Source organism: Bradyrhizobium sp. sBnM-33 (genome assembly GCF_032917945.1).
In the GTDB taxonomy this organism is placed as follows: Bacteria; Pseudomonadota; Alphaproteobacteria; order Rhizobiales; family Xanthobacteraceae; genus Bradyrhizobium.
This window is the reverse complement of sequence record NZ_CP136624.1, coordinates 393,177-412,977: the sequence shown is the minus strand read 5'-3', so window position 1 is coordinate 412,977 and position 19,801 is coordinate 393,177. Positions and strand designations below refer to the sequence as shown.

Here is a 19,801-nt window from a genome sequence, read left to right as displayed (position 1 = left end):
ACGTGAATACAGAGAACACTGAATAGCCGGATGCATTCAACGCGGGACATTCATTCATACCCTCGCACCGCCCATCGCGGCGCGCCGACGTCAGCCGTCTCGTTTCCCCTGATCCTGCTGTCCGCAAGCTTCGCCGTGATGTTGCCTTCGCCGGCGATTGCGCAATCCGCGGCGACCGCGCAGCAAGCGACCGCCGTTTCCCCCGATGCCATCAAGCAGCGCGAGCAGGAGCTGGAGGCCACGCGCGAGCAGCAGCGCAAGACGGCCGAGCTGCAACAAAAGCTGAAGGCCGATATTGCGGCGATCGGACAGGACCGCTCCAAGCTCAACCAGCAACTGATCGACATCGCCACCCAGGTTCGCAACGTCGAGACACGCATCGGCGAGACCGAGGGGCGACTACGCCCGCTCGACAGCCGCGAGCAGCAAATCCGCGCTTCGCTCGATTCACGCCGCTCCGAAATCGTCGAGGTGCTGGCCGCCTTGCAGCGTGCCGGACGGCGCACCCCGCCCGCGCTGCTGGTCAGGCCCGAGGACGCGCTGCAATCGCTGCGCACTGCCATGCTGCTGGGATCGGTAGTCCCCGAACTGCGCGGACGCGCGGAGAAACTCGCCACCGATCTCGGCGAGCTGGTGAACTTGCGCAAGACCATCGCCACCGAGCGCGACGTGCTGGCCCGGGACCGCGACAGGTTGAAGGACGATTCTGTCAGGCTGGCCGCGCTGGTGGAAGAACGACAGCGCAAGCAGAGCGCGATCGAAAAGGACATGGAGGCCGAAGGCGCACGCGCTATCAATCTGTCGAGGCAGGTCGACAGTTTGCAAGGCCTGATCGCGAAAATGGAGCAGGATTTGAAGAGCGCCGCCAAGGCGGCCGCAACCGCCAGCCTGCAGGGCGCCCCGGCTGCCCCGGGCGGCAAGCCCAATCTGGGAGCATTGAAAGATCCCGCCCGGCTGAGCCCGGCGATCGCCTTTGCCTCCGCCAAGGGGTTGTTCGCCTTTCCGGTCAATGGCCGCAAGATTCGCGATTTTGGCGGTTCCGACGGCGCGGGTGGCGTGGAAAAAGGCATTTCTTTGGCGACCCGCGCCGGGGCTCAGGTCACAACACCGTGTGACGGCTGGGTTGTTTACGCCGGACCCTTCCGCAGCTACGGACAACTCTTGATCCTCAATGCCGGGGGCGGGTATCATGTCCTGATCGCCGGGATGGAGCGCATTTCGGTAAACATCGGCCAGTTTGTACTTACGGGAGAGCCGGTCGCGACCATGGGAACGACGTCCCAAGTCGCATCCATTCTCGCGACGACCGCGAGCCAGCCGGTGCTCTATGTCGAGTTCCGCAAGGACGGCACTCCGATCGACTCAGGCCCATGGTGGGCCGCAAATGAAGGCGAAAAGGTTCGCGGATGATGCGCAAGACTTCTGTAATTCTTCTCAGCGCCGCCACCGGTGCGGCTTTGACGCTCTTCGTCACGCAGCCTCGTTCCGTGCTGATGGGATCGAGTGCGCGTGCTGCGACGTCTGACACCTACCGCCAGCTCAATCTGTTCGGCGACGTGTTCGAGCGCGTGCGCAGCGACTATGTCGAGAAACCCGATGACTCCAAGCTGGTCGAATCGGCGATCTCGGGTATGCTGACCGGCCTCGATCCGCATTCCAGCTACATGGACGCCAAAAGCTTCCGTGACATGCAGGTACAGACCCGCGGTGAGTTCGGCGGGCTCGGCATCGAGGTCACGATGGAAGACGGGCTGATCAAGGTCGTCTCGCCGATCGATGATACGCCGGCGTCGAAGGCCGGCATCATGGCCAACGATATCATCACCAATCTCGACGACGAAGCCGTGCAGGGTCTCACCCTGAACCAGGCCGTCGAGAAGATGCGCGGACCGGTCAACACCAAGATCCGTCTCAAGATCATCCGCAAGGGTCAGGACAATCCGATCGAAGTGACGCTGGTGCGCGACAACATCCGGGTCCGCTCCGTCCGCGCGCGCGTCGAACAGGACGACATCGCCTATATCCGCGTTACCACCTTCAACGAGCAGACCACCGAGGGCCTGAAGCGCGAGATCGGCAACCTCTCGAACCAGATCGGCGATAAGCTGAAGGGCTACATCATCGATCTGCGCAATAATCCCGGCGGCTTGCTGGAGGAAGCGGTCACCGTTTCCGACACCTTCCTGGAGCGCGGTGAGATCGTTTCGACCCGCGGCCGCAATGCCGAGGAGACGCAGCGCCGCGCCGCCCATTCGGGCGACCTGACCAAGGGCAAGCCGATCATCGTGCTGGTCAACGGCGGCTCGGCTTCGGCTTCCGAAATCGTCGCCGGCGCGCTGCAGGACCACAAGCGCGCGACGCTTGTCGGCACGCGCTCGTTCGGCAAGGGCTCGGTGCAGACCATCATCCCGCTCGGCAGCGGCAACGGCGCGCTGCGCCTCACCACCGCGCGCTATTACACGCCGTCGGGCAAGTCGATCCAGGCCAAGGGCATCGTGCCCGATATCGAGGTGCTGCAGGACGTGCCGGACGAATTGAAGTCGCGTACCGACACCAAGGGCGAGGCCTCGCTGCGCGGCCATCTGAAGAACGATGGCGACGAGAAGACCGGCTCGCAATCCTACGTGCCGCCGGACGCCAAGGACGACAAGGCGCTGAAGACCGCGGCCGACCTGCTGCACGGCATCAAGTCGACGGCAAGCGCACCGGCAACCGGCGACAAGGCGGCAGTCGACAAGCCAGCCAAGGCGGCGAACTGATCATAGCCCCGTAAATCTCAGTGAAGAGGCGGCCTCCGGGCCGCCTTTTTGTTGCGGTTCCTGCCCCTCCGCTGCCCCGGCCAGGCGGCTTTTGCGCGCGGCGCAGCGCCCGATCCGACTCCTCGTGGTATCGTCGGCGAGGGTGATTCGGGGAGGTCTATGACGGAAACGGCCGACGAACTGAGCACGCCGCTTGGACAGAAGACGGAGCGCCAGAAGCGGCGGTTTCGGCTGCCGTTCACCGCGGTGCAGGCACTGGCCATGCTGCTCGGCCTGTTCCTGGTCGCCTTCCTGACGATCGCTCTGTTTACCGACAATCCGCTGGGTGGCGAGCCCGTCGCGCGCGTCGCATTGCGCAAGCCGGCGGGGGACGACAAGCAGCCGGCAGCTTCCGGCCACACCGAACAAGCCGCAAAAAGTCCATCCCAGCAGGCTCCGGCCGGCGATAGTAAGACCGTGACCATCATCGATGGCTCCAGCGGCAAGCGCCAGGACGTCGTGATCGGCAGCGATGCCGCCGACAAGTCCGGCTCAGACTCCGCGCCGGCAACCGCGATGGCCGGCATCGATCAGCGGCTCCTGGAAAAGTCGCGCTACGGCATGATCCCGGCGGTTGCCGATGGTCTGAAACCCTTCACTGTCTACGCAGCCGATGCCGACCGCACCAAGGCCGCGAAGATGCCGGTGGTCGCCATCGTCATCGGTGGCCTCGGCGTCGGCGCTGCCAAGACGACCGATGCCATCATGAAACTGCCGCCGGCCGTGACTCTGGCTTTTACGCCTTATGGGGCGGATCCCGCCAAGTTGGCCGAGCGGGCCCGCGCGCAGCGCCACGAGATCCTGCTGCAGGTTCCGATGGAGCCATTCGATTTTCCCGATAATGATCCCGGCCCGCAGACCCTGCTCACGACGCTGACGCCAGAGCAGAACATCGACCGGCTGTATTGGCACCTCAGCCGGTTCCAGGGCTATGCCGGGATCGCGAATTTCATGGGGGCGCGTTTCACGGCGACCGACACGGTGATGCAGCCGATCATCCGAGAGGCAGCCAAGCGCGGCCTCGGCTATCTCGACGACGGCTCCTCGCCGCGGAGCGCGGCGCCGTCCCTGACGGCAGCCCAATCGATGCCCTTCGCCAAGGCCGATTTCACCATCGATGCGGTGCCGACCTCGGCCGAAATCGACCGGACGCTAGTGAAACTGGAGACCCTCGCCAAGGAGCGCGGACTGGCCGTGGGCGTCGCCTCGGCGCTACCGGTTTCGATCGAGCGGATTGCCGCCTGGATCAAGACTCTTGAGGCCCGCGGCATCATGCTTGTGCCATTGACAACGGCGATGCTGAAATCAAAATCAGGCTAGAGATCAAACTGATGGCAGCAATCCGGACTCCCTCGGACTGCGCCGCCGCGGCCGGTTTGCGGGTGGACTTGCTGCAGGCAAAGGAGTCCTGACGGGATGGCGCGCTACGAGGACCTGCCTTACCGGACCTGCGTCGGCATGATGCTGATCAATGCGGCCGGGCTGGTCTTCATTGGCCGGCGCGCCGGCGGCATCGAGCATGTCGATGAAACCCACGTCTGGCAGATGCCCCAGGGCGGGGTCGATCCCGGCGAGGACACCTGGGAGGCCGCCAAGCGCGAGCTTTACGAGGAAACCAGCGTTCGCTCGGTGGAGAAGCTCGGCGAAGTCCCGGATTGGCTGATCTACGACATTCCACGCACGGTGGCAGGCCGCGCCTGGAAGGGCCGTTATCGCGGGCAGCGGCAGAAATGGTACGCGGTGCGCTTCACCGGCAAGGACAACGAGATCAACGTCGCCAGTCCCGGCGGCGGAGGGCACAAGGCCGAATTCGTGAGCTGGCGCTGGGAGCCGATGAAGAATCTCCCGAACCTGATCGTTCCGTTCAAGCGGCCGGTTTATGAACGCGTGGTCAAGGAATTCGCCAGCCTTGCGGGCGGTTAGCATGACGCATCTTCCAAGCAGTGCTCCGTCGTTCCGGGGCATACGAAGCATGAACTACGATGTGCAAGTGCACATCGGAGAATCTCGAGATTCTCAGGTGCGCAATTACGCACCATAGTTCGCGCCAGCGCGCGCCCGGAGTGACGGCTGCAATGTCCGACAAACCCTATCGCCCCAACGTGGGAATCGCGCTGTTCAACACCTCCGGTCAGGTGCTGATCGGCCGCCGCTTTCGTGACGACGGGCCGGAAATCATCTTGCCGGGTCTGGAATGGCAAATGCCGCAGGGCGGCATTGACGCCAATGAGAACCCGCGCGATGCCGTCATGCGCGAACTCTGGGAAGAGACCGGGGCGGTCAGCGCCGAATACCTCGGCGAGACCGATTGGATAAATTACGAATTTCCGCCGTATGATGGGCCAGTCGACCATCGCTTGGCGAAATTCCGCGGCCAGCGGCAGAAATGGTTCGCATTGCGGTTCACCGGCCGCGACGACGAGATCGATCCGCTGACACAGCGCAACGGCCAGCCGGCCGAATTCGATTCCTGGCGCTGGGAACGGCTCGACCGTGTCGCGGACCTCGTAGTGCCGTTCCGACGCGACGTGTACCGGATGGTGGTGCAGCAGTTCGCGGAATTCGCCCGCTAGATTCCAATCAGAACCGAAAAGGTCCTAGTTTTAGCTGAGTCTGCGAGACGGCGGATGCGAGGCGCTTGACAGCGGCTCGTTGCTGAATATTTTTTGCGCAAAGCGGCTTCACCGCTCTTACTCACGCAGAGGAACGAAAGCGACCGTCAAGGAACGACGAAGATGATCGACGAAAAACTGGCCCGCTTGCGTACACACCGCAACAACATCGACCGTTATCGCCGGCTTCTTAAAACCAGGCTGACAGAGCTTGAACAACAGTACATCGAAAAACGGCTCTCCGAAGAACAGTCGGCTCTGGAACGACTCGCTGCCTCTACATTTCCGCTCACCTTCCAGGCGCCGGGGCGGCATCCGCATAGACCGGGGCCACCGATCTCGTCGGCAGCCTGACATGTCCACGGCGGCGCGCCGCTTGTCGGCTGGTCTTGCCAGGGCCGGGAATAACCGGCGTGACCCAATGGTGGCCTGACATGAAGGACGTGATCGTAACCAAGCGCCGCCGCAGTTGGGAATGGCGGGTAACGGACGAGAGCGGCAGGCCGATCATGAGCGGCAGGGAACGCAGCCGGCCGGCGGCCCGCTATCATGGCTACCGAGCCTTGTTCATGCTGCTCGCCGTCGGCCAAAGGCCGGATGAGATGCAGGCCCAGCACTCGGGGCGCAATATTGGGCAAATTGTTGCGCGCGCCCGGCTTCATCCGGTTGTGCGAACCGCGCCTTCGGCATCGGCGGGACCGGGGTCGGGCGGCTTAACGCCCGATTAAGTATCCGACCACCGGCGTGACGGTGCACCGAAAATTTGGCCCGCCGGTCTTGAAACTTTTCGATCGATTTCTAATTCGATTTTTGCCGCCGACAGCGGTGCCGGATGCCAGCCTGGGTCCGGCGAGTTGAGTGGGCGCCGGATGGTGTCCGACGCTCCTTCGTATCCATCTTGCTCTTAGGAGGACTTGGTTATGAGGACCTTTGACTTCTCGCCCCTGTGGCGTTCCACGATCGGCTTCGATCATCTGGCCGACCTGCTCGATAGCAGCTTGCGGCATTCGGCCGACGACAATTACCCGCCCTATAATGTCGAACGCTGCGGCGAGGACGCCTACCGGATTTCGCTCGCAGTTGCCGGTTTCGGCATGGACGATATTGCCGTAACCGCAGAACGCGACACACTGATCATCGAGGGCAAGAAGCCCGACGCCGAGCAACGCGAATACCTTTATCACGGCATCGCGGCGCGGCCGTTCCGGCGGGTGTTCAATCTCGCCGACTATGTGCAGGTCAAGCAGGCCTCGTTCAAGGATGGCCTCTTGATCGTCGATCTCGTTCGCGAAGTGCCTGACGCGATGAAGCCGCGGCGCATCCCGATCGGCAACGCCGGCGCTTCCCACCAGATCGAGCAGAAGGCGGCTTAAGCCGCTTCGGCAGTACCGGCTCGGCACGCGGATAACCGGCCGCGCGCGAGCCAATGCAAGCAACATCAACAATCTCTGTAAGGAGGACATTATGGCTTTTCGTGATCTGATCCCCTGGTCGAGAAACCAGGAGCTTGCGCCAACGCGCGACAGCTTCGATCCCTTCTTCACCCTGCACCGGGAAATGAACCGGCTGTTCGACGAGGCCTTCCGCGGCTTCGGGATGCCTGCCCGCTTTGGCAGTCCGCTGATGGAAGGTCGCTTCGGATGGCCGCGCATCGAGCTCAACGAGACCGACAAGGAGCTGAAGGTGTCGGCTGAGCTGCCTGGGCTGACGGAAAAAGACGTTCAGGTCGAGATCGCCAATGGCGTTCTGACGCTGCGCGGCGAGAAGAAATCTGAACGGACCGATAATGGCGGAAAATATTTCTCGGAGCGCTACTACGGTGCGTTCGAGCGGCAAATCCCGCTCGATGGCGTCGAGGAAGACAAGGCCGAAGCCAAATTCCACGACGGCGTCCTGACCATCACGCTACCGAAATCCGAACAGGCGCAATCGGCCGTCAAGCGTATTCCCATCGTCAATCAGTGACGAAATTGGCGGCGGCGCAGCGCGCCGTCGCCACCACCAACGTCTCGATCGAAAGGAGAGCAAGGAGACCCTGTCGATGAGCAAGGCCGATCTGAGCACCACTGAATTTGCGTTATTTCATCCCGCCGCACATTACGGCTCCCCAAATGAAGTATTGAACGACGAGCAGCTTTCCGACGCCGAGAAGCGGGTGATCTTATCGTCGTGGGCATCCGACATGTTCGCGGTCGAATCCTGCCCGAGCCTGCGCGAGATTCCGGGCATGGGTCACACCATCCGCCTAGCCGATATCCTCGCCGCTCTGCGCCAGCTTGACGGCGATGAAGAAATCCTGCCGCGTGCAGAAATCAGCACGCGATGGCGGCCGCGTTGGAAAACCGTATTGCAGGGGCTCTCATCATGCTGACACCAACCATTATGGCGATTGCATGGGTCAACCACGCAGCCGCCCTGTGGGCGGCGCCATGGCTTGCCTTGCACCACGGCGCGGCACCGCAAGCCGGCTCCTGACCAGAACCCTTCTTAATCCGCGGACGAGAACCCACGTGAACCGATTTTTCGCGATTGTGCTGGCGGGCCTGGTCGGCGCCGCGACTATTCCAACTCAGGCCTCGGGACAAATTCCGAACCTGCGAACCGGCGGCACAGTACCGACGCTGGCGCCCTTGGTGCGCGAGATCACGCCGGCTGTAGTCAACATCGCCGTGCACGGCAAGATCCGCCAGGACAATCCGCTCTATCGCGATCCGCTATTCCGCGAGTTTTTCGACGTACCCAAGCAACTCGAGAAGGAAATCAACGCCACCGGCTCCGGCGTCATCGTCGATGCGCAGAAAGGCTATGTCCTGACCAACAACCATGTTGTCGACCAGGTCGCCACGGTCCAGATCAAAACCAAGGACGGCCGGCAATTGTTGGCCAAGGTCGTCGGGCGCGATCCCGGCACCGACATTGCGGTGTTGCGGATTCAATCGCCGTCCGCATTGAAGGCGATCGCGTTCGGCGACAGTGACGCGCTCGAAGTCGGCGATTTCGTCCTCGCCATCGGCAACCCGTTTGGCCTTGGCCAGACCGTGACCTCCGGCCTTGTCAGCGCGCTTGGCCGAACCGGGCTCGGCAAACAGGGTTATGAGGATTTCATCCAGACCGACGCCGCGATCAACCCCGGCAATTCGGGCGGCGCGCTGGTCAATCTGAAGGGCGAATTGATCGGCATCAATTCAGCGATCATTTCGCCGGCCGGCGGCAATGTCGGCATCGGCTTTGCGATCCCCGTCAATATGGCGCGGCGCGTGATGGAACAGATTGTCGAGAACGGCCGCGTCGAGCGTGGCCGGATCGGCATCTCCCTGCGCGAACTAAATCCCGCGACCGACGGCGGACGCAGCGAAGGCGCACGGATTGCCGAAGTCAGCCCGGGCTCGCCGGCCGAATTGGCAGGCCTGCGTAAGGGCGACATCGTGCTGAAGGCGGACGACCGCCCCATTCACTCTGCCGCGCAATTGAGAAACCGGATCGGACTCGCGCGGATAGGCGAACAGGTGCGATTGACCGTTGAGCGTTCCGGCGCGCCGCAAAGCGTTACCGTTGCGGTGGGACCGGCCACCGAAGCAAGCAGCAGCCAGAGCAACGGCTCGGTTCAGCGACGCTAGCTGGAGCGGTTCCGAGCCGTGCCTGGGGAGCAGCCTTGCGAGAGAAATACTGCCGCAAAAAGCTCAGCGCCCGTCACCGTGTGACGAGCGCTGGCGTGTCAGGGTCTTCATTGTGCCCCGGAGCGGTGCCCCGGGGCTTAGTGCATAGCGGTGGCGTTGAGCTCGATCTGGATGCTCTTGAAGTGGTCCAGCCGCTCGATGGCGTGATCGAGCTCGGTGCCTTCCTTCTCGGCGAGCTTGGCTTCCATCTCGGCGATGGTCTCGGCGAATTGCGCGCGGTCGACCTCGGCCATCGAGGTAGCGACGTCAGCCAGCACAGTCAGTCCATTTTCCGACATTTCGGCAAGACCGCCGAGCACGATGATCTTCTGGTGCGCGCCGTCCGCGGTGATCGTCAGGATGCCCGGACGAACCGCTGCCACGACCGGCGCATGTCCGGCGAGTACGCCGAAATCGCCTTCCACGCCGGGAACGTCAACCTGATCGACCTCGCCGGAGAAGGCGAGCTTTTCGGGAGAGACGAGATCGAAATGAAAGGTAGCCATGGTCGTTCCGTTCTTTCTGCTGTCACCCGCGGGCTTGACCCGCGGGTCCATCAAAAGAAATCCTCTTGGCGATGGATTGCCGGGTCAAGCCCGGCAATGACGAAGTCTTAGGCCGCTTCAGCAGCCAGCCTCTTGCCCTTCTCGACGGCTTCCTCGATGGTGCCGACCATGTAGAACGCCGCTTCCGGCAGATGGTCGTACTTGCCTTCGCAGAGGCCGCGGAAGCCCTTGATGGTGTCGGCGAGGTCGACGAACTTGCCGGGCGAGCCGGTGAAGACTTCGGCGACGTGGAACGGCTGCGACAGGAAGCGCTCGATCTTACGGGCGCGGGCCACCGCGATCTTGTCCTCTTCGGATAGTTCGTCCATGCCGAGAATGGCGATGATGTCCTGCAACGATTTGTACTTCTGCAGCACCTGCTGAACCATGCGCGCGGTCTGATAGTGCTCTTCTCCGACGACGAGCGGGGAGAGCATGCGCGAGGTGGAGTCGAGCGGGTCCACCGCCGGGTAGATACCCTTTTCCGAAATCGCGCGGCTCAGCACCGTGGTCGCGTCCAAGTGAGCGAACGAGGTGGCGGGCGCCGGGTCGGTCAAGTCGTCGGCCGGCACGTAGATCGCCTGCACCGAGGTGATCGAACCCTTATGCGTCGTGGTGATGCGCTCCTGCAGCGCGCCCATGTCGGTGGCAAGCGTCGGTTGATAGCCCACCGCCGAGGGGATGCGGCCGAGCAGCGCCGACACTTCCGAGCCGGCTTGCGTGAAGCGGAAGATGTTGTCGACGAAGAACAGCACGTCCTGGCCCTGGTCGCGGAAGTGCTCAGCGACGGTCAGGCCGGTGAGGCCGACGCGGGCGCGGGCGCCCGGCGGCTCGTTCATCTGGCCGAACACCAGCGCGCATTTTGACTTCACGCTCGGATCGGGATTGCGCGGATCGGCGTTGACCTTGGACTCGATGAACTCGTGATAGAGGTCGTTGCCTTCACGGGTACGCTCGCCCACGCCGGCGAACACCGAGTAACCACCGTGGGCCTTGGCGACGTTGTTGATCAGCTCCTGAATCAGCACGGTCTTGCCGACGCCGGCGCCGCCGAACAGGCCGATCTTGCCGCCCTTGGCGTAGGGAGCGAGCAGGTCGACGACCTTGATGCCGGTCACAAGAATTTCGGCTTCAGTGGACTGGTCAGTGTAGGTCGGCGCTTCCTGATGGATGGCGCGCTTGCCTTCGGATTTGATTGGACCGGCTTCGTCGATCGGTTCGCCGATGACGTTCATGATGCGACCGAGTGTGCCATCACCGACCGGAATTGCGATGGGCTCGCCGGTATCGGTCACTTCCTGGCCGCGTACCAGACCTTCGGTAGCGTCCATCGCAATCGTGCGCACGGTGGACTCACCGAGGTGCTGCGCGACTTCCAGCACCAGACGGTTGCCCCCGTTCTTGGTCTCCAGCGAATTGAGAATGGCCGGCAGATGACCTTCGAACTGCACGTCGACAACGGCGCCCATGACTTGGGTGACGCGACCGATCTGGTTAGCTGCTGTGGCCATGAATTGCTCTCCTTCGAAATTCTGTACTTGAACGACCGTCGGTTAGTTCGTGCGCTAGACCGCCGCCTCGGCGCCGGAGATGATCTCGATCAACTCCTTGGTGATCTGGGCTTGACGGGTTCGGTTGTAGACTAGGGTTTGCTTGCGGATCATTTCGCCGGCGTTGCGGGTGGCGTTGTCCATCGCGCTCATCTGCGCGCCGTAGAAAGAAGCATTGTTCTCCAGCAGCGCGCGGAAGACCTGCACCGCAAGATTGCGCGGTAGCAGCCGCGTCAGGATCTCGTCTTCTTCCGGCTCGTACTCGTAAGCGATCGACGGACGGGCATTGGCGGCCGGCTCTTCGACCACCAACGGAATGACCTGCTGGGCGGTCGGAAGCTGTGCGATGACGGATTTGAAGCGCGAATAGAACAGCGTGCAGACGTCGAACTCGCCGGCTTCGAACCGTACCAGGATCTTCTTGGCGATGTCCTCGGCGTTGACGAAGCCGAGCTGGCGAACCCCGCGCAGATCGACGTGCTCGATGATCTGCTTATCGAAGGTGCGGCGGAGCTGGTCGTAGCCCTTGCGGCCGACGCAGAAAATCTTGACGTCCTTGCCTTGGCCCATCAGCGACAGCGCGCGCTCACGGACCAGACGCACGATCGCCGAATTGAACGCGCCGCACAGGCCGCGTTCGCCGGTGCAGACCAGCAAGAGGTGCACCTGATCCCTGCCGGTGCCGGCCAGCAGCGCCGGAGCACCGGGCGAACTAGCGGCAGCAGCGGCGATGTTGGAAATCACCGCATCCATCTTCTCGGCGTAGGGCCGGGCCGCTTCGGCAGCAGTCTGCGCGCGTCGCAGCTTGGAGGCCGCGACCATCTGCATCGCCTTGGTGATCTTCTGCGTCGCCTTGGTCGAGGCGATGCGGACACGCATGTCTTTAAGTGAAGCCATTCTCAGTTCACCCCGGCGATCCGGTGTCTGGCACCCGACCGCAAGCCACTCTTTCGTCGGGCCCGGCTATCCGCCGGGCCGCAACGGCAAATCATCAAGAAAAGGTCTTGGCGTAACCTTCGACCACGCTCTTCAGCTTGGCCGCGAGATCGTCGGAGAGATCGCGGCTGTCGCGGATGCCGTTGAGGATCTCGACGTTCTTGCCGCGCAGCAGCGACAAGAGGCCGTCCTCGAAGGAGCGCACCTTGTTGAGCGGAAGCGGGTCGAGATAGCCGTTGGTGCCAGCCCAGATCACGCAGACCTGCTCTTCCATCTTCAGCGGCGAGAACTGCGGCTGCTTCAATAGTTCAGTCAGGCGCGAACCGCGGTTCAGAAGGCGCTGGGTCGAGGCGTCGAGGTCGGAGCCGAACTGCGCGAAGGCCGCCATTTCGCGGTACTGCGCCAGCTCACCCTTGATCTTGCCGGCGACCTTCTTCATCGCCTTGGTCTGCGCCGAGGAGCCCACGCGCGACACCGACAGACCGACGTTCACCGCCGGACGGATGCCCTGGAAGAACAGGTCGGTTTCGAGGAAGATCTGACCGTCGGTAATCGAAATCACGTTGGTCGGAATGTAGGCCGACACGTCGTTGGCCTGGGTTTCGATGACCGGCAGCGCCGTCAGCGAGCCCGAGCCCTGGTCCTTGTTGAGCTTCGCCGCGCGCTCGAGCAGGCGGGAGTGCAGGTAGAACACGTCGCCCGGATAGGCTTCGCGGCCCGGCGGGCGGCGCAGCAGCAGCGACATCTGGCGGTAGGCGACGGCCTGCTTGGACAAGTCATCATAGATGATGACGGCGTGCATGCCGTTGTCGCGGAAGTACTCGCCCATCGTGCAGCCGGTGAACGGCGCGATGTACTGCATCGGCGCCGGGTCGGATGCGGTGGCGGCGACGATGATCGAATATTCCAGCGCGCCCTGCTCTTCCAGCACCTTGACGAACTGGGCAACGGTCGAGCGCTTCTGGCCAATCGCAACATAGACGCAATACAGCTTGATGTTCTCGTCCGGCTGCGCGTTGAGCGGCTTCTGGTTCAGAATGGTGTCGAGCGCGATCGCGGTCTTGCCGGTCTGACGGTCGCCGATGATCAGTTCGCGCTGGCCGCGGCCGACCGGGATCAGCGCATCGATCGCCTTGAGGCCGGTCGCCATCGGCTCGCTCACCGACTTGCGCGGAATGATGCCGGGCGCCTTGACGTCAACGCGCATGCGCTTGTCGGCCTGGATCGGGCCCTTGCCGTCGATCGGGTTGCCGAGCGCGTCGACGACGCGGCCGAGCAGACCCTTGCCGACCGGCGTATCGACGATGGCGCGGGTGCGCTTGACGGTCTGGCCCTCCTTGATCTCACGGTCGGCACCGAAGATCACGATACCGACGTTGTCGGTTTCGAGGTTCAGCGCCATGCCGCGGGTGCCGTTCTCGAATTCGACCATTTCACCGGCCTGAACGTTGTCCAGACCGTAGACGCGGGCGATACCGTCGCCGACGGACAACACCTGCCCGACTTCGGTGACCTCAGCCTCCTGGCCGAAATTCTTGATCTGGTCCTTGAGGATCGCGGAAATTTCCGCGGCGCGGATGTCCATCAGCCTGCCTCTTTCATCGCGTGCTTGATCGAATTGAGTTTGGTGCGAAGCGAGCTATCCACCATGCGGCTGCCGAGCTTGACCACAAGGCCGCCAATGATGGAGGGATCGACTTTCACGTTGAGCGCGACGTCCTTGCCCGTCACCGATTTCAGTGCGGTCTTCAGCGCGTCGAGATTCTTGTCACTGAGCTGTTCGGCGACGGTGACGTCGGCGGTCGCCTCGCCCTTGAACTTCGCCACCAGCGCGCGGAAGGCGCGGATCACATCGGCCACTGCGAACAGCCGGCGGTTGGCGGTCAACACCTTAAGGAAATTGGCGGAAACGCCGGTAATTCCAGCCTTGTCGAGCAGGGCATTGAGCGCCTTGGCCTGCGCATCTGCCGAGAAGACCGGACTGCGGACGAGGCGCTTGAGATCGGCGCTTTCGTTCAGCATGGCCTCGAATCTATCGAGATCGGCCTTTACCGCGTCGACGGATTTCTCCTCGCGCGCCAACTCGAACAAGGCCGTAGCATAACGGCCGGACACTCCCGAAACGGACGGATCTTCAGCAGCCACAGAGACGCTCTTTTCAGATGTCAAACTCGCAAGGGAAAAACCGTCGCCACGGGTAGCGGCGCCTAGCGATCCAAGCCCTTGGAATTCAAGCGGGACTTCGATTTTCGACCGGCACGAGGGGTGCCGGGATCGTTAAAATCGCGGCTTTGCTAACATAGCGAGCGCGCAGGTGCAACATGACCGCGTGTTCAGGCGGTGCCTTGTCGCACGTCAATTTTCAGGCCCCGTTTCAGGCCCGGGTCGAATGCGGTTTGATGGGGAATCGGTGCGCCGGAATTTTGACTCCGCCGGTGCACGCGATCTGGAGTGGTCCCCGACTGGCCAATTTGTTCCGCCCGTATTTGCATGGCCGCTATGACCGATAGCGTTCGGAACGAACCGCCCTGATCCTCTCCATTTGCCCTTTACTTACCTTAATCTGTCCACGCACGCGAATGACCGTATTCGCAAGTAATTGGCAGTATTGAATTGGTTAAAACTCCGTTAACACGCAAGATTACGGAATATCGCTCGATTAGCGATCTCGGTAACATGATATGTCAGCCCGAGACATTCCCGATTTACTGCCCAATTCATGCCTCATTGCCTCATCAAACGGCCCTCACCGAAATTGGGACGGGGGTTCCATTTGCCACGCATGTGGCAATACTATCTGAGGGCTAGTTTAATGTTGCATACCAATAAAGTTGTGCCGGGAACTCCAACCCGGTCGCGCACGGCGCTCGCCTTGATCGCCGCAACTCTCCTGGTCGGTGGCGCCGTCACCGAAGCTTCTGCAAAATCCAGGCACCACCGCCATCACGCCAGCCACGCTCACAAGGCCAAGAGCAGCAATTGGCTGGACGCCAATGCCTCGATCAGCCCGTCGGGCTCCGGGCACGGCTTCTCGGGCAAGGCCTCCTTTTACGGCAATGAATCCGGCAGCAAAACTGCCTCTGGTCAGCGCTTCAATCAGAACGCCATGACCGCGGCCCATCGCTCGCTGCCGTTCGGCACCAAGCTCCGCGTCACCCATCGCGGCCAGAGCGTCATCGTCACGATCAACGACCGTGGTCCTTTCATCCGAGGACGCGTGCTCGACCTCTCCAAGGGCGCAGCCCGGGCCATCGGCCTGACCGGCGCTGGCGTTGGCCACGTCACTGCCGAAGTCGTCTCGTAAAGCGCGCGATCGCGCGCCGTTTCCGGTCCATCAGATCGCGTAAGCGTTGCGTTGCGTAACCGTCGCGGAACCTTCCGCGGCAACAAAGGCCTGCCGTCGCAAATGACGGCAGGCTTTTTTGTTTTCACAGCTATTTCCCCGTCATTGCGAGCCAACGGGTCGCGCGAACGCGCGCCCCGATGACAGGCTCCGCGAAGCAATCCATCCCTCCGCGCATGAGGAGAGATGGATTGCTTCGTCGCTTCGCTTCTCGCAATGACGGGGGGGAGACGTTGCTGCAGCTACAAAAAGCTCTGCGGATCGACATCGACCTCGAGCTTGAGGTTGCCCTTGGTCTTCGGCCCGGCGGTGAGCCACTCGCGCAAATATTCCGAGAGGTCGACATTGCGCAGCGACTTCACCAGGATCCGGAACCGATAGCGGCCCTTGATCACTGCAAGCGGCGCTTCGGCGGGTCCCAGCACCTGGATGCGTTCGTCGATCGGCGCCACAGCGGCGAGGCGGCGCGCAAAGCCTTCCGCGGTCGGCCGGTCGCCCGCAGAAATGATCAGGCTGGCGAGCCGGCCGAACGGTGGATAGCCGGTGCGCTCGCGGGAGTCGATTTCGCTGGCGTAAAACGCCTCACGGTCGTTAGCGACCAACGCCTTCATCACGGGATGTTCGGGCTGATGGGTCTGCAAGTAGCCAACACCGCGGCCCTGATCGCGTCCCGCACGCCCGATCACCTGATTGAGCAGTTGGAAAGTGCGCTCAGCAGCGCGCGGATCGCCATTGCCGAGGCCCAGATCCGCATCGATCACCCCGACCAGATTGAGCCGCGGGAAATTATGGCCCTTCGCGACCAGCTGCGTGCCGATGATGATATCGACGCGGCCTTCCGCGATCTCGTTCAGCTCGCTGCGCATGGTCTCGATCGAGGTGATCAGATCGCTCGACAGCACCATGGTGCGCGCTTCCGGAAACAGCGCAGCCGCCTCTTCCTGCAGCCGCTCGACGCCGGGGCCGACCGCGACCAGCGATTCCTCAGCCTGGCAATGCGGGCAGATATTTGGGCGCGGCATCGAGAAGCCGCAATGATGGCAGACCAGCCGCTGGCGAAAGCGGTGATCGACCAGCCAGGCATCACAGATCGTGCACGCGAAGCGATGGCCGCAAGCCCGGCACAGCGTCAGCGGCGCGTAGCCGCGGCGGTTGAGGAACAACAGCGCCTGTTCGCGCTTCTCGATCGCGAAACGAATTTGCTCGGCGAGCGGCGGCGAGATGAAGCGGCCGCGCGGCGGCGGAGCGCGTCGCAAATCGATCGCTTCGATATGCGGCATGTGTTGGCCGCCGAAGCGGGACGGCAGCGCGACGCGCTGATAGCGTCCCTTGCGCGCGTTGACTTCGGTTTCGACCGACGGCGTCGCGGACGCCAGCACTATCGGGATTTTGGCGATATGCGCGCGCACCACTGCCATGTCGCGGGCGTGATAATGCGCGCCGTCATCCTGCTTGTAAGCCTGGTCGTGCTCTTCATCGACGATGATCAGGCCCAGATCCGCATAGGGCAGAAACAGCGCCGAGCGCGCGCCGACCACGACCGGCGCTTCACCCGCCGATATCGCCGCCCAATTGCGCTGCCGCGTGCGCGGCGTCAGTTCAGAGTGCCATTCCAGCGGGCGCACGCCAAAACGCTGGGCAAAGCGGTCGAGGAATTGCCCGGTCAGCGCGATCTCCGGCATCAGGATCAGCGTCTGCTTGCCGCGCCGGACGACTTCCGCAATCGCCTCAAAATAGACTTCCGTCTTGCCCGATCCGGTGACGCCGTCGAGCAGCGCGACGTGGAACGTGCCGTTGGCAGCGAGCGCTCGCATCATGTCCACCGCCGCGCGCTGCTGGTGGGAAAACTCCGGCTGCGCAAAGGACGGATCGGGCGCCAGCGGCGCCAGTGGCGGCGGCATCACCTCTATGGCCAGGGTCCCCTCATCGACGAGGCCGTCGACCACGCCTGAGCTGACGCCGGCTTCTCGCGCCGCATCCGACTTGCCGTGCAAGAGGCCGTCCGACAGCACCTCGATCAGCCGCCGCCGCGCTGGCGTCAGGCGCTGCGGCGCTGGGCCCACCAGCCGCACGCCGAGGCGCATCCGTTCAGGTCCCAGATTTTCGCCCATCCGCAAAGCCATGCGCAGGACCATGCCGCGCGCGGACAGCGTATAGTTGGCGACCCAATCGACGAGGCTGCGCAAGTCCTCCTTGAGCGGCGGCACGTCGAGCTTTTCGCCGACGTCCTTCAGGCGGTTGTGCAGACGCGGATCGGGATTGGCGTTCTCCGCCCACACCACCGCCACCACCTCCCGCGGCCCGAGCGGCACGCAAACGACATCGCCCGCCTTCAGCTCCATGCCGCGCGGCACGCGGTAGGAATAGTTTTGATTGAGCGCGACCGGCACCAGCACGTCGACGACGCGGGTCGAGGCGGCCGATGAGCTGGTTTGGCGGGTGGCGTGGTCCATCAGGGGGAATCAGGCTTGAGGTTTTCGGAGCGAGGCTAGCGCCGCCCCGGCCAGTTAGCGAACGGTAAACGAAAGAGGTGCGATATAATGCGCTGAATCACCGTCTCCAAGGCAAGCTCTCAAGGCAAGCTCTCAAGGCAAGCTCTCAAGACAAGCTCTCGAAGGCAAGAATGATGGCCAGGGAAGTTCCGGCACTGCAAGCGGTCGAGCTCGAATGCGCCGACGAGGGCCTCGCGCAGGAGATGACGCGCTGGCTGACGCATCTGCGCGCCGAACGGCGGCTGTCGCCGAAGACGCTTGAAGCCTACGCCCGCGACCTCCGCCAATGCCTCACCTTCCTCGCCGAGCATTGGGGCACCCAAGTCACGCTGAAGAAGTTTGCGGCGCTGGAGGCCACCGACGTCAGGGCTTTCATGGCGATGCGTCGCGCCGACGACATCGCCGGGCGCTCGCTGATGCGGGCGCTGGCTGGCCTGCGTTCGTTCGGCCGCTATCTCGAACGGGAGGGCAAGGGCAAGGTCGGAGCTCTGTCCGCGATCCGCGCGCCGAAAATTGCAAAAAGCCTGCCGAAGCCGATCCAGATGGCCGCCGCCAAACGCTTTGCCGATGCCGACGAGCGCGCCGGCGAGGAGCGCGATCCCTGGATTCTCGCGCGCGACGCCGCGGTGATGGCGCTGCTCTATGGATCAGGCCTGCGCATTTCCGAAGCGCTGGGACTGAAGCGCCAGGACGTGCCAAGAACCGGCGAAGGCGACGTCATTATCGTCACCGGCAAAGGCAACAAGACCCGCATGGTGCCGGTGCTGCAAAACGTGCTGGCACTGATCGCCGATTACGTTGCGATGTGCCCGCATTCATTACCGCCGGCCGGCCCGATCTTCGTCGGCGCACGCGGCGGGCCGCTTTCCCCGCGAATCATCCAGCTCACCATGGAGCGATTACGTGGCGCGCTCGGCCTGCCCGACAGCGCCACCCCGCATGCGCTACGGCATTCTTTCGCAACACATCTGCTCAGCCGCGGCGGTGATCTGCGCGCGATCCAGGAACTGCTCGGCCACGCCTCGCTCTCAACCACGCAGATCTACACCGGCATCGACAGCGAGCGGCTCTTGGAAGTGTACCGCACCGCGCATCCGCGCGGATGAATTATTAGGCGCTCGCGCCGACACACTCCCGTCACATCGATGGTTTCTTGAGTGACCGCTTGCGCTCGCGTTGCGGTTCCGGCAATCGTACGCCGTCAATTGGCAGGAGGGGAATCATGGGTGGTGCACATGAAAGCATGGAGCATGCGGAGCACGCCGAGCATGCTTCAGGCTCGAACAAGAAGATCGCGCTGCTGATCGCGGTGATCGCCTTGTTTCTGGCGCTGTCGGAAACGCTCGGCAAGGGCGCGCAGACCGAAGCGATCAGCAAGAATGTCGAGGCTTCGAACCTCTGGGCGTTCTTCCAGGCCAAGAGCATCCGCCGCACCACGGTCCAGGCCACGGCGGAGCACGCCAAACTCAGCCTAGGGACCATCGGCGATGATGCTGCGAAAGCGGCCCTGCAAAAGCAGATCGACGACTGGAACAAAACCGCGGCGCGCTACCGTTCGGAGCCGGAGACCGGGGAAGGTTCGGAACAGCTCGCCGCACGCGCCAAGCATGCCGAGCACGAGCGCGACCTCGCGACGGCGAAGTACCACCACTACGAAATCGCCTCGGCCGCCTTCCAGATCGGGATCGTGCTGGCGTCGGCCACCATCATCACCGGCATGATAGTGCTGGCCTGGGTCTCCGGCGTACTGGCGATTGCCGGCATCGGTATCACCGCGCTCGGCCTCTACGCGCCGCATCTTTTGCATTTGCATTGAATGTCATCACCCGCGAAAGCGGGTGATCCAGTACGCCGCGACGTCTCGGCTCA

General features: G+C 63.0%; 20 protein-coding genes. 14 read left to right on the top strand and 6 right to left on the bottom strand.

Translation table 11 applies throughout. The features are described 5' to 3' along the window. The first annotated feature begins 30 nt into the window (after positions 1–30). The 11 genes from RX328_RS01990 to RX328_RS01940 all read left to right on the top strand — a co-directional run bounded on the left by RX328_RS01990 (position 31) and on the right by RX328_RS01940 (position 9,027). Positions 31–1,410 (top strand): peptidoglycan DD-metalloendopeptidase family protein, encoded by a 1,380-nt coding sequence (locus RX328_RS01990; protein WP_213250986.1) that lies wholly within the window; start codon positions 31–33, stop codon positions 1,408–1,410. Next, positions 1,407–2,759, top strand: coding sequence for a S41 family peptidase (locus RX328_RS01985; RefSeq protein ID WP_213250984.1), 1,353 nt, complete (start codon positions 1,407–1,409; stop codon positions 2,757–2,759). The genes RX328_RS01990 and RX328_RS01985 overlap by 4 nt, the downstream gene beginning before the upstream one ends. Before the next feature lie 159 nt (positions 2,760–2,918). After that, positions 2,919–4,118 (top strand): divergent polysaccharide deacetylase family protein, encoded by a 1,200-nt coding sequence (locus RX328_RS01980; protein WP_213250982.1) that lies wholly within the window; start codon positions 2,919–2,921, stop codon positions 4,116–4,118. 96 nt (positions 4,119–4,214) lie between these two features. Further along, on the top strand, positions 4,215–4,721 hold the full coding sequence (locus RX328_RS01975; protein ID WP_213250980.1) for an RNA pyrophosphohydrolase: 507 nt from the start codon (positions 4,215–4,217) through the stop codon (positions 4,719–4,721). A 152-nt stretch (positions 4,722–4,873) separates the two neighbouring features. After that, the gene (locus RX328_RS01970) at positions 4,874–5,371 is read left to right on the top strand and encodes an RNA pyrophosphohydrolase (protein ID WP_213250978.1); all 498 of its coding nucleotides are present in this window, start codon (positions 4,874–4,876) and stop codon (positions 5,369–5,371) included. 162 nt (positions 5,372–5,533) lie between these two features. Continuing rightward, positions 5,534–5,764 (top strand): hypothetical protein, encoded by a 231-nt coding sequence (locus RX328_RS01965; RefSeq protein ID WP_213250977.1) that lies wholly within the window; start codon positions 5,534–5,536, stop codon positions 5,762–5,764. 59 nt (positions 5,765–5,823) lie between these two features. After that, a complete protein-coding gene (locus tag RX328_RS01960; protein WP_213250976.1) occupies positions 5,824–6,138 on the top strand; it encodes a hypothetical protein in 315 nt (104 codons plus the stop codon). Between the two features lie 192 nt (positions 6,139–6,330). Then, positions 6,331–6,783: an Hsp20 family protein gene (locus RX328_RS01955; RefSeq protein WP_213250974.1), complete on the top strand. Its 453-nt coding sequence runs from the start codon at positions 6,331–6,333 to the stop codon at positions 6,781–6,783. Between the two features lie 91 nt (positions 6,784–6,874). Further along, a complete protein-coding gene (locus RX328_RS01950) occupies positions 6,875–7,375 on the top strand; it encodes an Hsp20/alpha crystallin family protein (protein ID WP_213250972.1) in 501 nt (166 codons plus the stop codon). Between the two features lie 76 nt (positions 7,376–7,451). Next, positions 7,452–7,781, top strand: coding sequence for a hypothetical protein (locus tag RX328_RS01945; protein ID WP_249726294.1), 330 nt, complete (start codon positions 7,452–7,454; stop codon positions 7,779–7,781). Between the two features lie 163 nt (positions 7,782–7,944). After that, complete coding sequence (locus RX328_RS01940) at positions 7,945–9,027, top strand: trypsin-like peptidase domain-containing protein (protein ID WP_249726301.1); 1,083 nt, start codon at positions 7,945–7,947, stop codon at positions 9,025–9,027. A 137-nt stretch (positions 9,028–9,164) separates the two neighbouring features. On the opposite strand, the gene RX328_RS01935 is transcribed toward RX328_RS01940, so the two are convergent. The 5 genes from RX328_RS01935 to RX328_RS01915 all read right to left on the bottom strand — a co-directional run bounded on the left by RX328_RS01935 (position 9,165) and on the right by RX328_RS01915 (position 14,242). Next, positions 9,165–9,572 carry a F0F1 ATP synthase subunit epsilon gene (locus tag RX328_RS01935; RefSeq protein WP_057842603.1) on the bottom strand — a complete coding sequence of 136 codons (408 nt, stop codon included), beginning with the start codon at positions 9,570–9,572 and terminating at the stop codon, positions 9,165–9,167. A gap of 107 nt (positions 9,573–9,679) precedes the next feature. Next, complete coding sequence (atpD, locus tag RX328_RS01930; RefSeq protein WP_057842602.1) at positions 9,680–11,122, bottom strand: F0F1 ATP synthase subunit beta; 1,443 nt, start codon at positions 11,120–11,122, stop codon at positions 9,680–9,682. 54 nt (positions 11,123–11,176) lie between these two features. Continuing rightward, on the bottom strand, positions 11,177–12,058 hold the full coding sequence (locus RX328_RS01925; RefSeq protein WP_213250968.1) for a F0F1 ATP synthase subunit gamma: 882 nt from the start codon (positions 12,056–12,058) through the stop codon (positions 11,177–11,179). Between the two features lie 94 nt (positions 12,059–12,152). After that, positions 12,153–13,682, bottom strand: coding sequence for a F0F1 ATP synthase subunit alpha (gene atpA, locus RX328_RS01920; RefSeq protein WP_213250966.1), 1,530 nt, complete (start codon positions 13,680–13,682; stop codon positions 12,153–12,155). After that, the gene (locus RX328_RS01915) at positions 13,682–14,242 is read right to left on the bottom strand and encodes a F0F1 ATP synthase subunit delta (RefSeq protein WP_213250964.1); all 561 of its coding nucleotides are present in this window, start codon (positions 14,240–14,242) and stop codon (positions 13,682–13,684) included. Before RX328_RS01915 ends, atpA begins: the two co-directional genes overlap by 1 nt. 667 nt (positions 14,243–14,909) lie before the next feature. Here RX328_RS01915 and RX328_RS01910 point away from each other — a divergent pair. Then, positions 14,910–15,401, top strand: coding sequence for a septal ring lytic transglycosylase RlpA family protein (locus tag RX328_RS01910; RefSeq protein ID WP_213250962.1), 492 nt, complete (start codon positions 14,910–14,912; stop codon positions 15,399–15,401). Positions 15,402–15,682: 281 nt separating this feature from the next. Here the strand turns inward: RX328_RS01910 and RX328_RS01905 are convergent, their stop codons facing one another. Then, the gene (locus RX328_RS01905; protein ID WP_213250961.1) at positions 15,683–17,893 is read right to left on the bottom strand and encodes a primosomal protein N'; all 2,211 of its coding nucleotides are present in this window, start codon (positions 17,891–17,893) and stop codon (positions 15,683–15,685) included. Between the two features lie 173 nt (positions 17,894–18,066). Between RX328_RS01905 and RX328_RS01900 the strand changes: the two genes are divergently transcribed. Together RX328_RS01900 and RX328_RS01895 are read left to right on the top strand one after the other, a co-directional pair. Further along, on the top strand, positions 18,067–19,038 hold the full coding sequence (locus tag RX328_RS01900) for a tyrosine recombinase XerC (RefSeq protein ID WP_213250960.1): 972 nt from the start codon (positions 18,067–18,069) through the stop codon (positions 19,036–19,038). Positions 19,039–19,154: 116 nt separating this feature from the next. Beyond that, positions 19,155–19,748, top strand: a complete 594-nt coding sequence (locus tag RX328_RS01895; protein ID WP_247509745.1) for a DUF4337 domain-containing protein — start codon at positions 19,155–19,157, stop codon at positions 19,746–19,748. Positions 19,749–19,801 lie beyond the last annotated feature (53 nt).

What these genes read in the sequence shown, in the direction of transcription:
- RX328_RS01955 (WP_213250974.1), top strand. Translation starts at nt 6,331, where the DNA reads ATGAGGACCTTTGACTTCTCGCCCCTGTGGCGTTCCACGATCGGCTTC.
- RX328_RS01925 (WP_213250968.1), bottom strand. Translation starts at nt 12,058, where the DNA reads ATGGCTTCACTTAAAGACATGCGTGTCCGCATCGCCTCGACCAAGGCG.
- RX328_RS01985 (WP_213250984.1), top strand. Translation starts at nt 1,407, where the DNA reads ATGATGCGCAAGACTTCTGTAATTCTTCTCAGCGCCGCCACCGGTGCG.
- RX328_RS01935 (WP_057842603.1), bottom strand. Translation starts at nt 9,572, where the DNA reads ATGGCTACCTTTCATTTCGATCTCGTCTCTCCCGAAAAGCTCGCCTTC.
- RX328_RS01895 (WP_247509745.1), top strand. Translation starts at nt 19,155, where the DNA reads ATGGGTGGTGCACATGAAAGCATGGAGCATGCGGAGCACGCCGAGCAT.
- RX328_RS01945 (WP_249726294.1), top strand. Translation starts at nt 7,452, where the DNA reads ATGAGCAAGGCCGATCTGAGCACCACTGAATTTGCGTTATTTCATCCC.
- RX328_RS01970 (WP_213250978.1), top strand. Translation starts at nt 4,874, where the DNA reads ATGTCCGACAAACCCTATCGCCCCAACGTGGGAATCGCGCTGTTCAAC.
- RX328_RS01990 (WP_213250986.1), top strand. Translation starts at nt 31, where the DNA reads ATGCATTCAACGCGGGACATTCATTCATACCCTCGCACCGCCCATCGC.
- RX328_RS01905 (WP_213250961.1), bottom strand. Translation starts at nt 17,893, where the DNA reads ATGGACCACGCCACCCGCCAAACCAGCTCATCGGCCGCCTCGACCCGC.
- RX328_RS01980 (WP_213250982.1), top strand. Translation starts at nt 2,919, where the DNA reads ATGACGGAAACGGCCGACGAACTGAGCACGCCGCTTGGACAGAAGACG.
- atpA (WP_213250966.1), bottom strand. Translation starts at nt 13,682, where the DNA reads ATGGACATCCGCGCCGCGGAAATTTCCGCGATCCTCAAGGACCAGATC.
- RX328_RS01900 (WP_213250960.1), top strand. Translation starts at nt 18,067, where the DNA reads ATGGCCAGGGAAGTTCCGGCACTGCAAGCGGTCGAGCTCGAATGCGCC.
- atpD (WP_057842602.1), bottom strand. Translation starts at nt 11,122, where the DNA reads ATGGCCACAGCAGCTAACCAGATCGGTCGCGTCACCCAAGTCATGGGC.
- RX328_RS01965 (WP_213250977.1), top strand. Translation starts at nt 5,534, where the DNA reads ATGATCGACGAAAAACTGGCCCGCTTGCGTACACACCGCAACAACATC.
- RX328_RS01910 (WP_213250962.1), top strand. Translation starts at nt 14,910, where the DNA reads ATGTTGCATACCAATAAAGTTGTGCCGGGAACTCCAACCCGGTCGCGC.
- RX328_RS01975 (WP_213250980.1), top strand. Translation starts at nt 4,215, where the DNA reads ATGGCGCGCTACGAGGACCTGCCTTACCGGACCTGCGTCGGCATGATG.
- RX328_RS01950 (WP_213250972.1), top strand. Translation starts at nt 6,875, where the DNA reads ATGGCTTTTCGTGATCTGATCCCCTGGTCGAGAAACCAGGAGCTTGCG.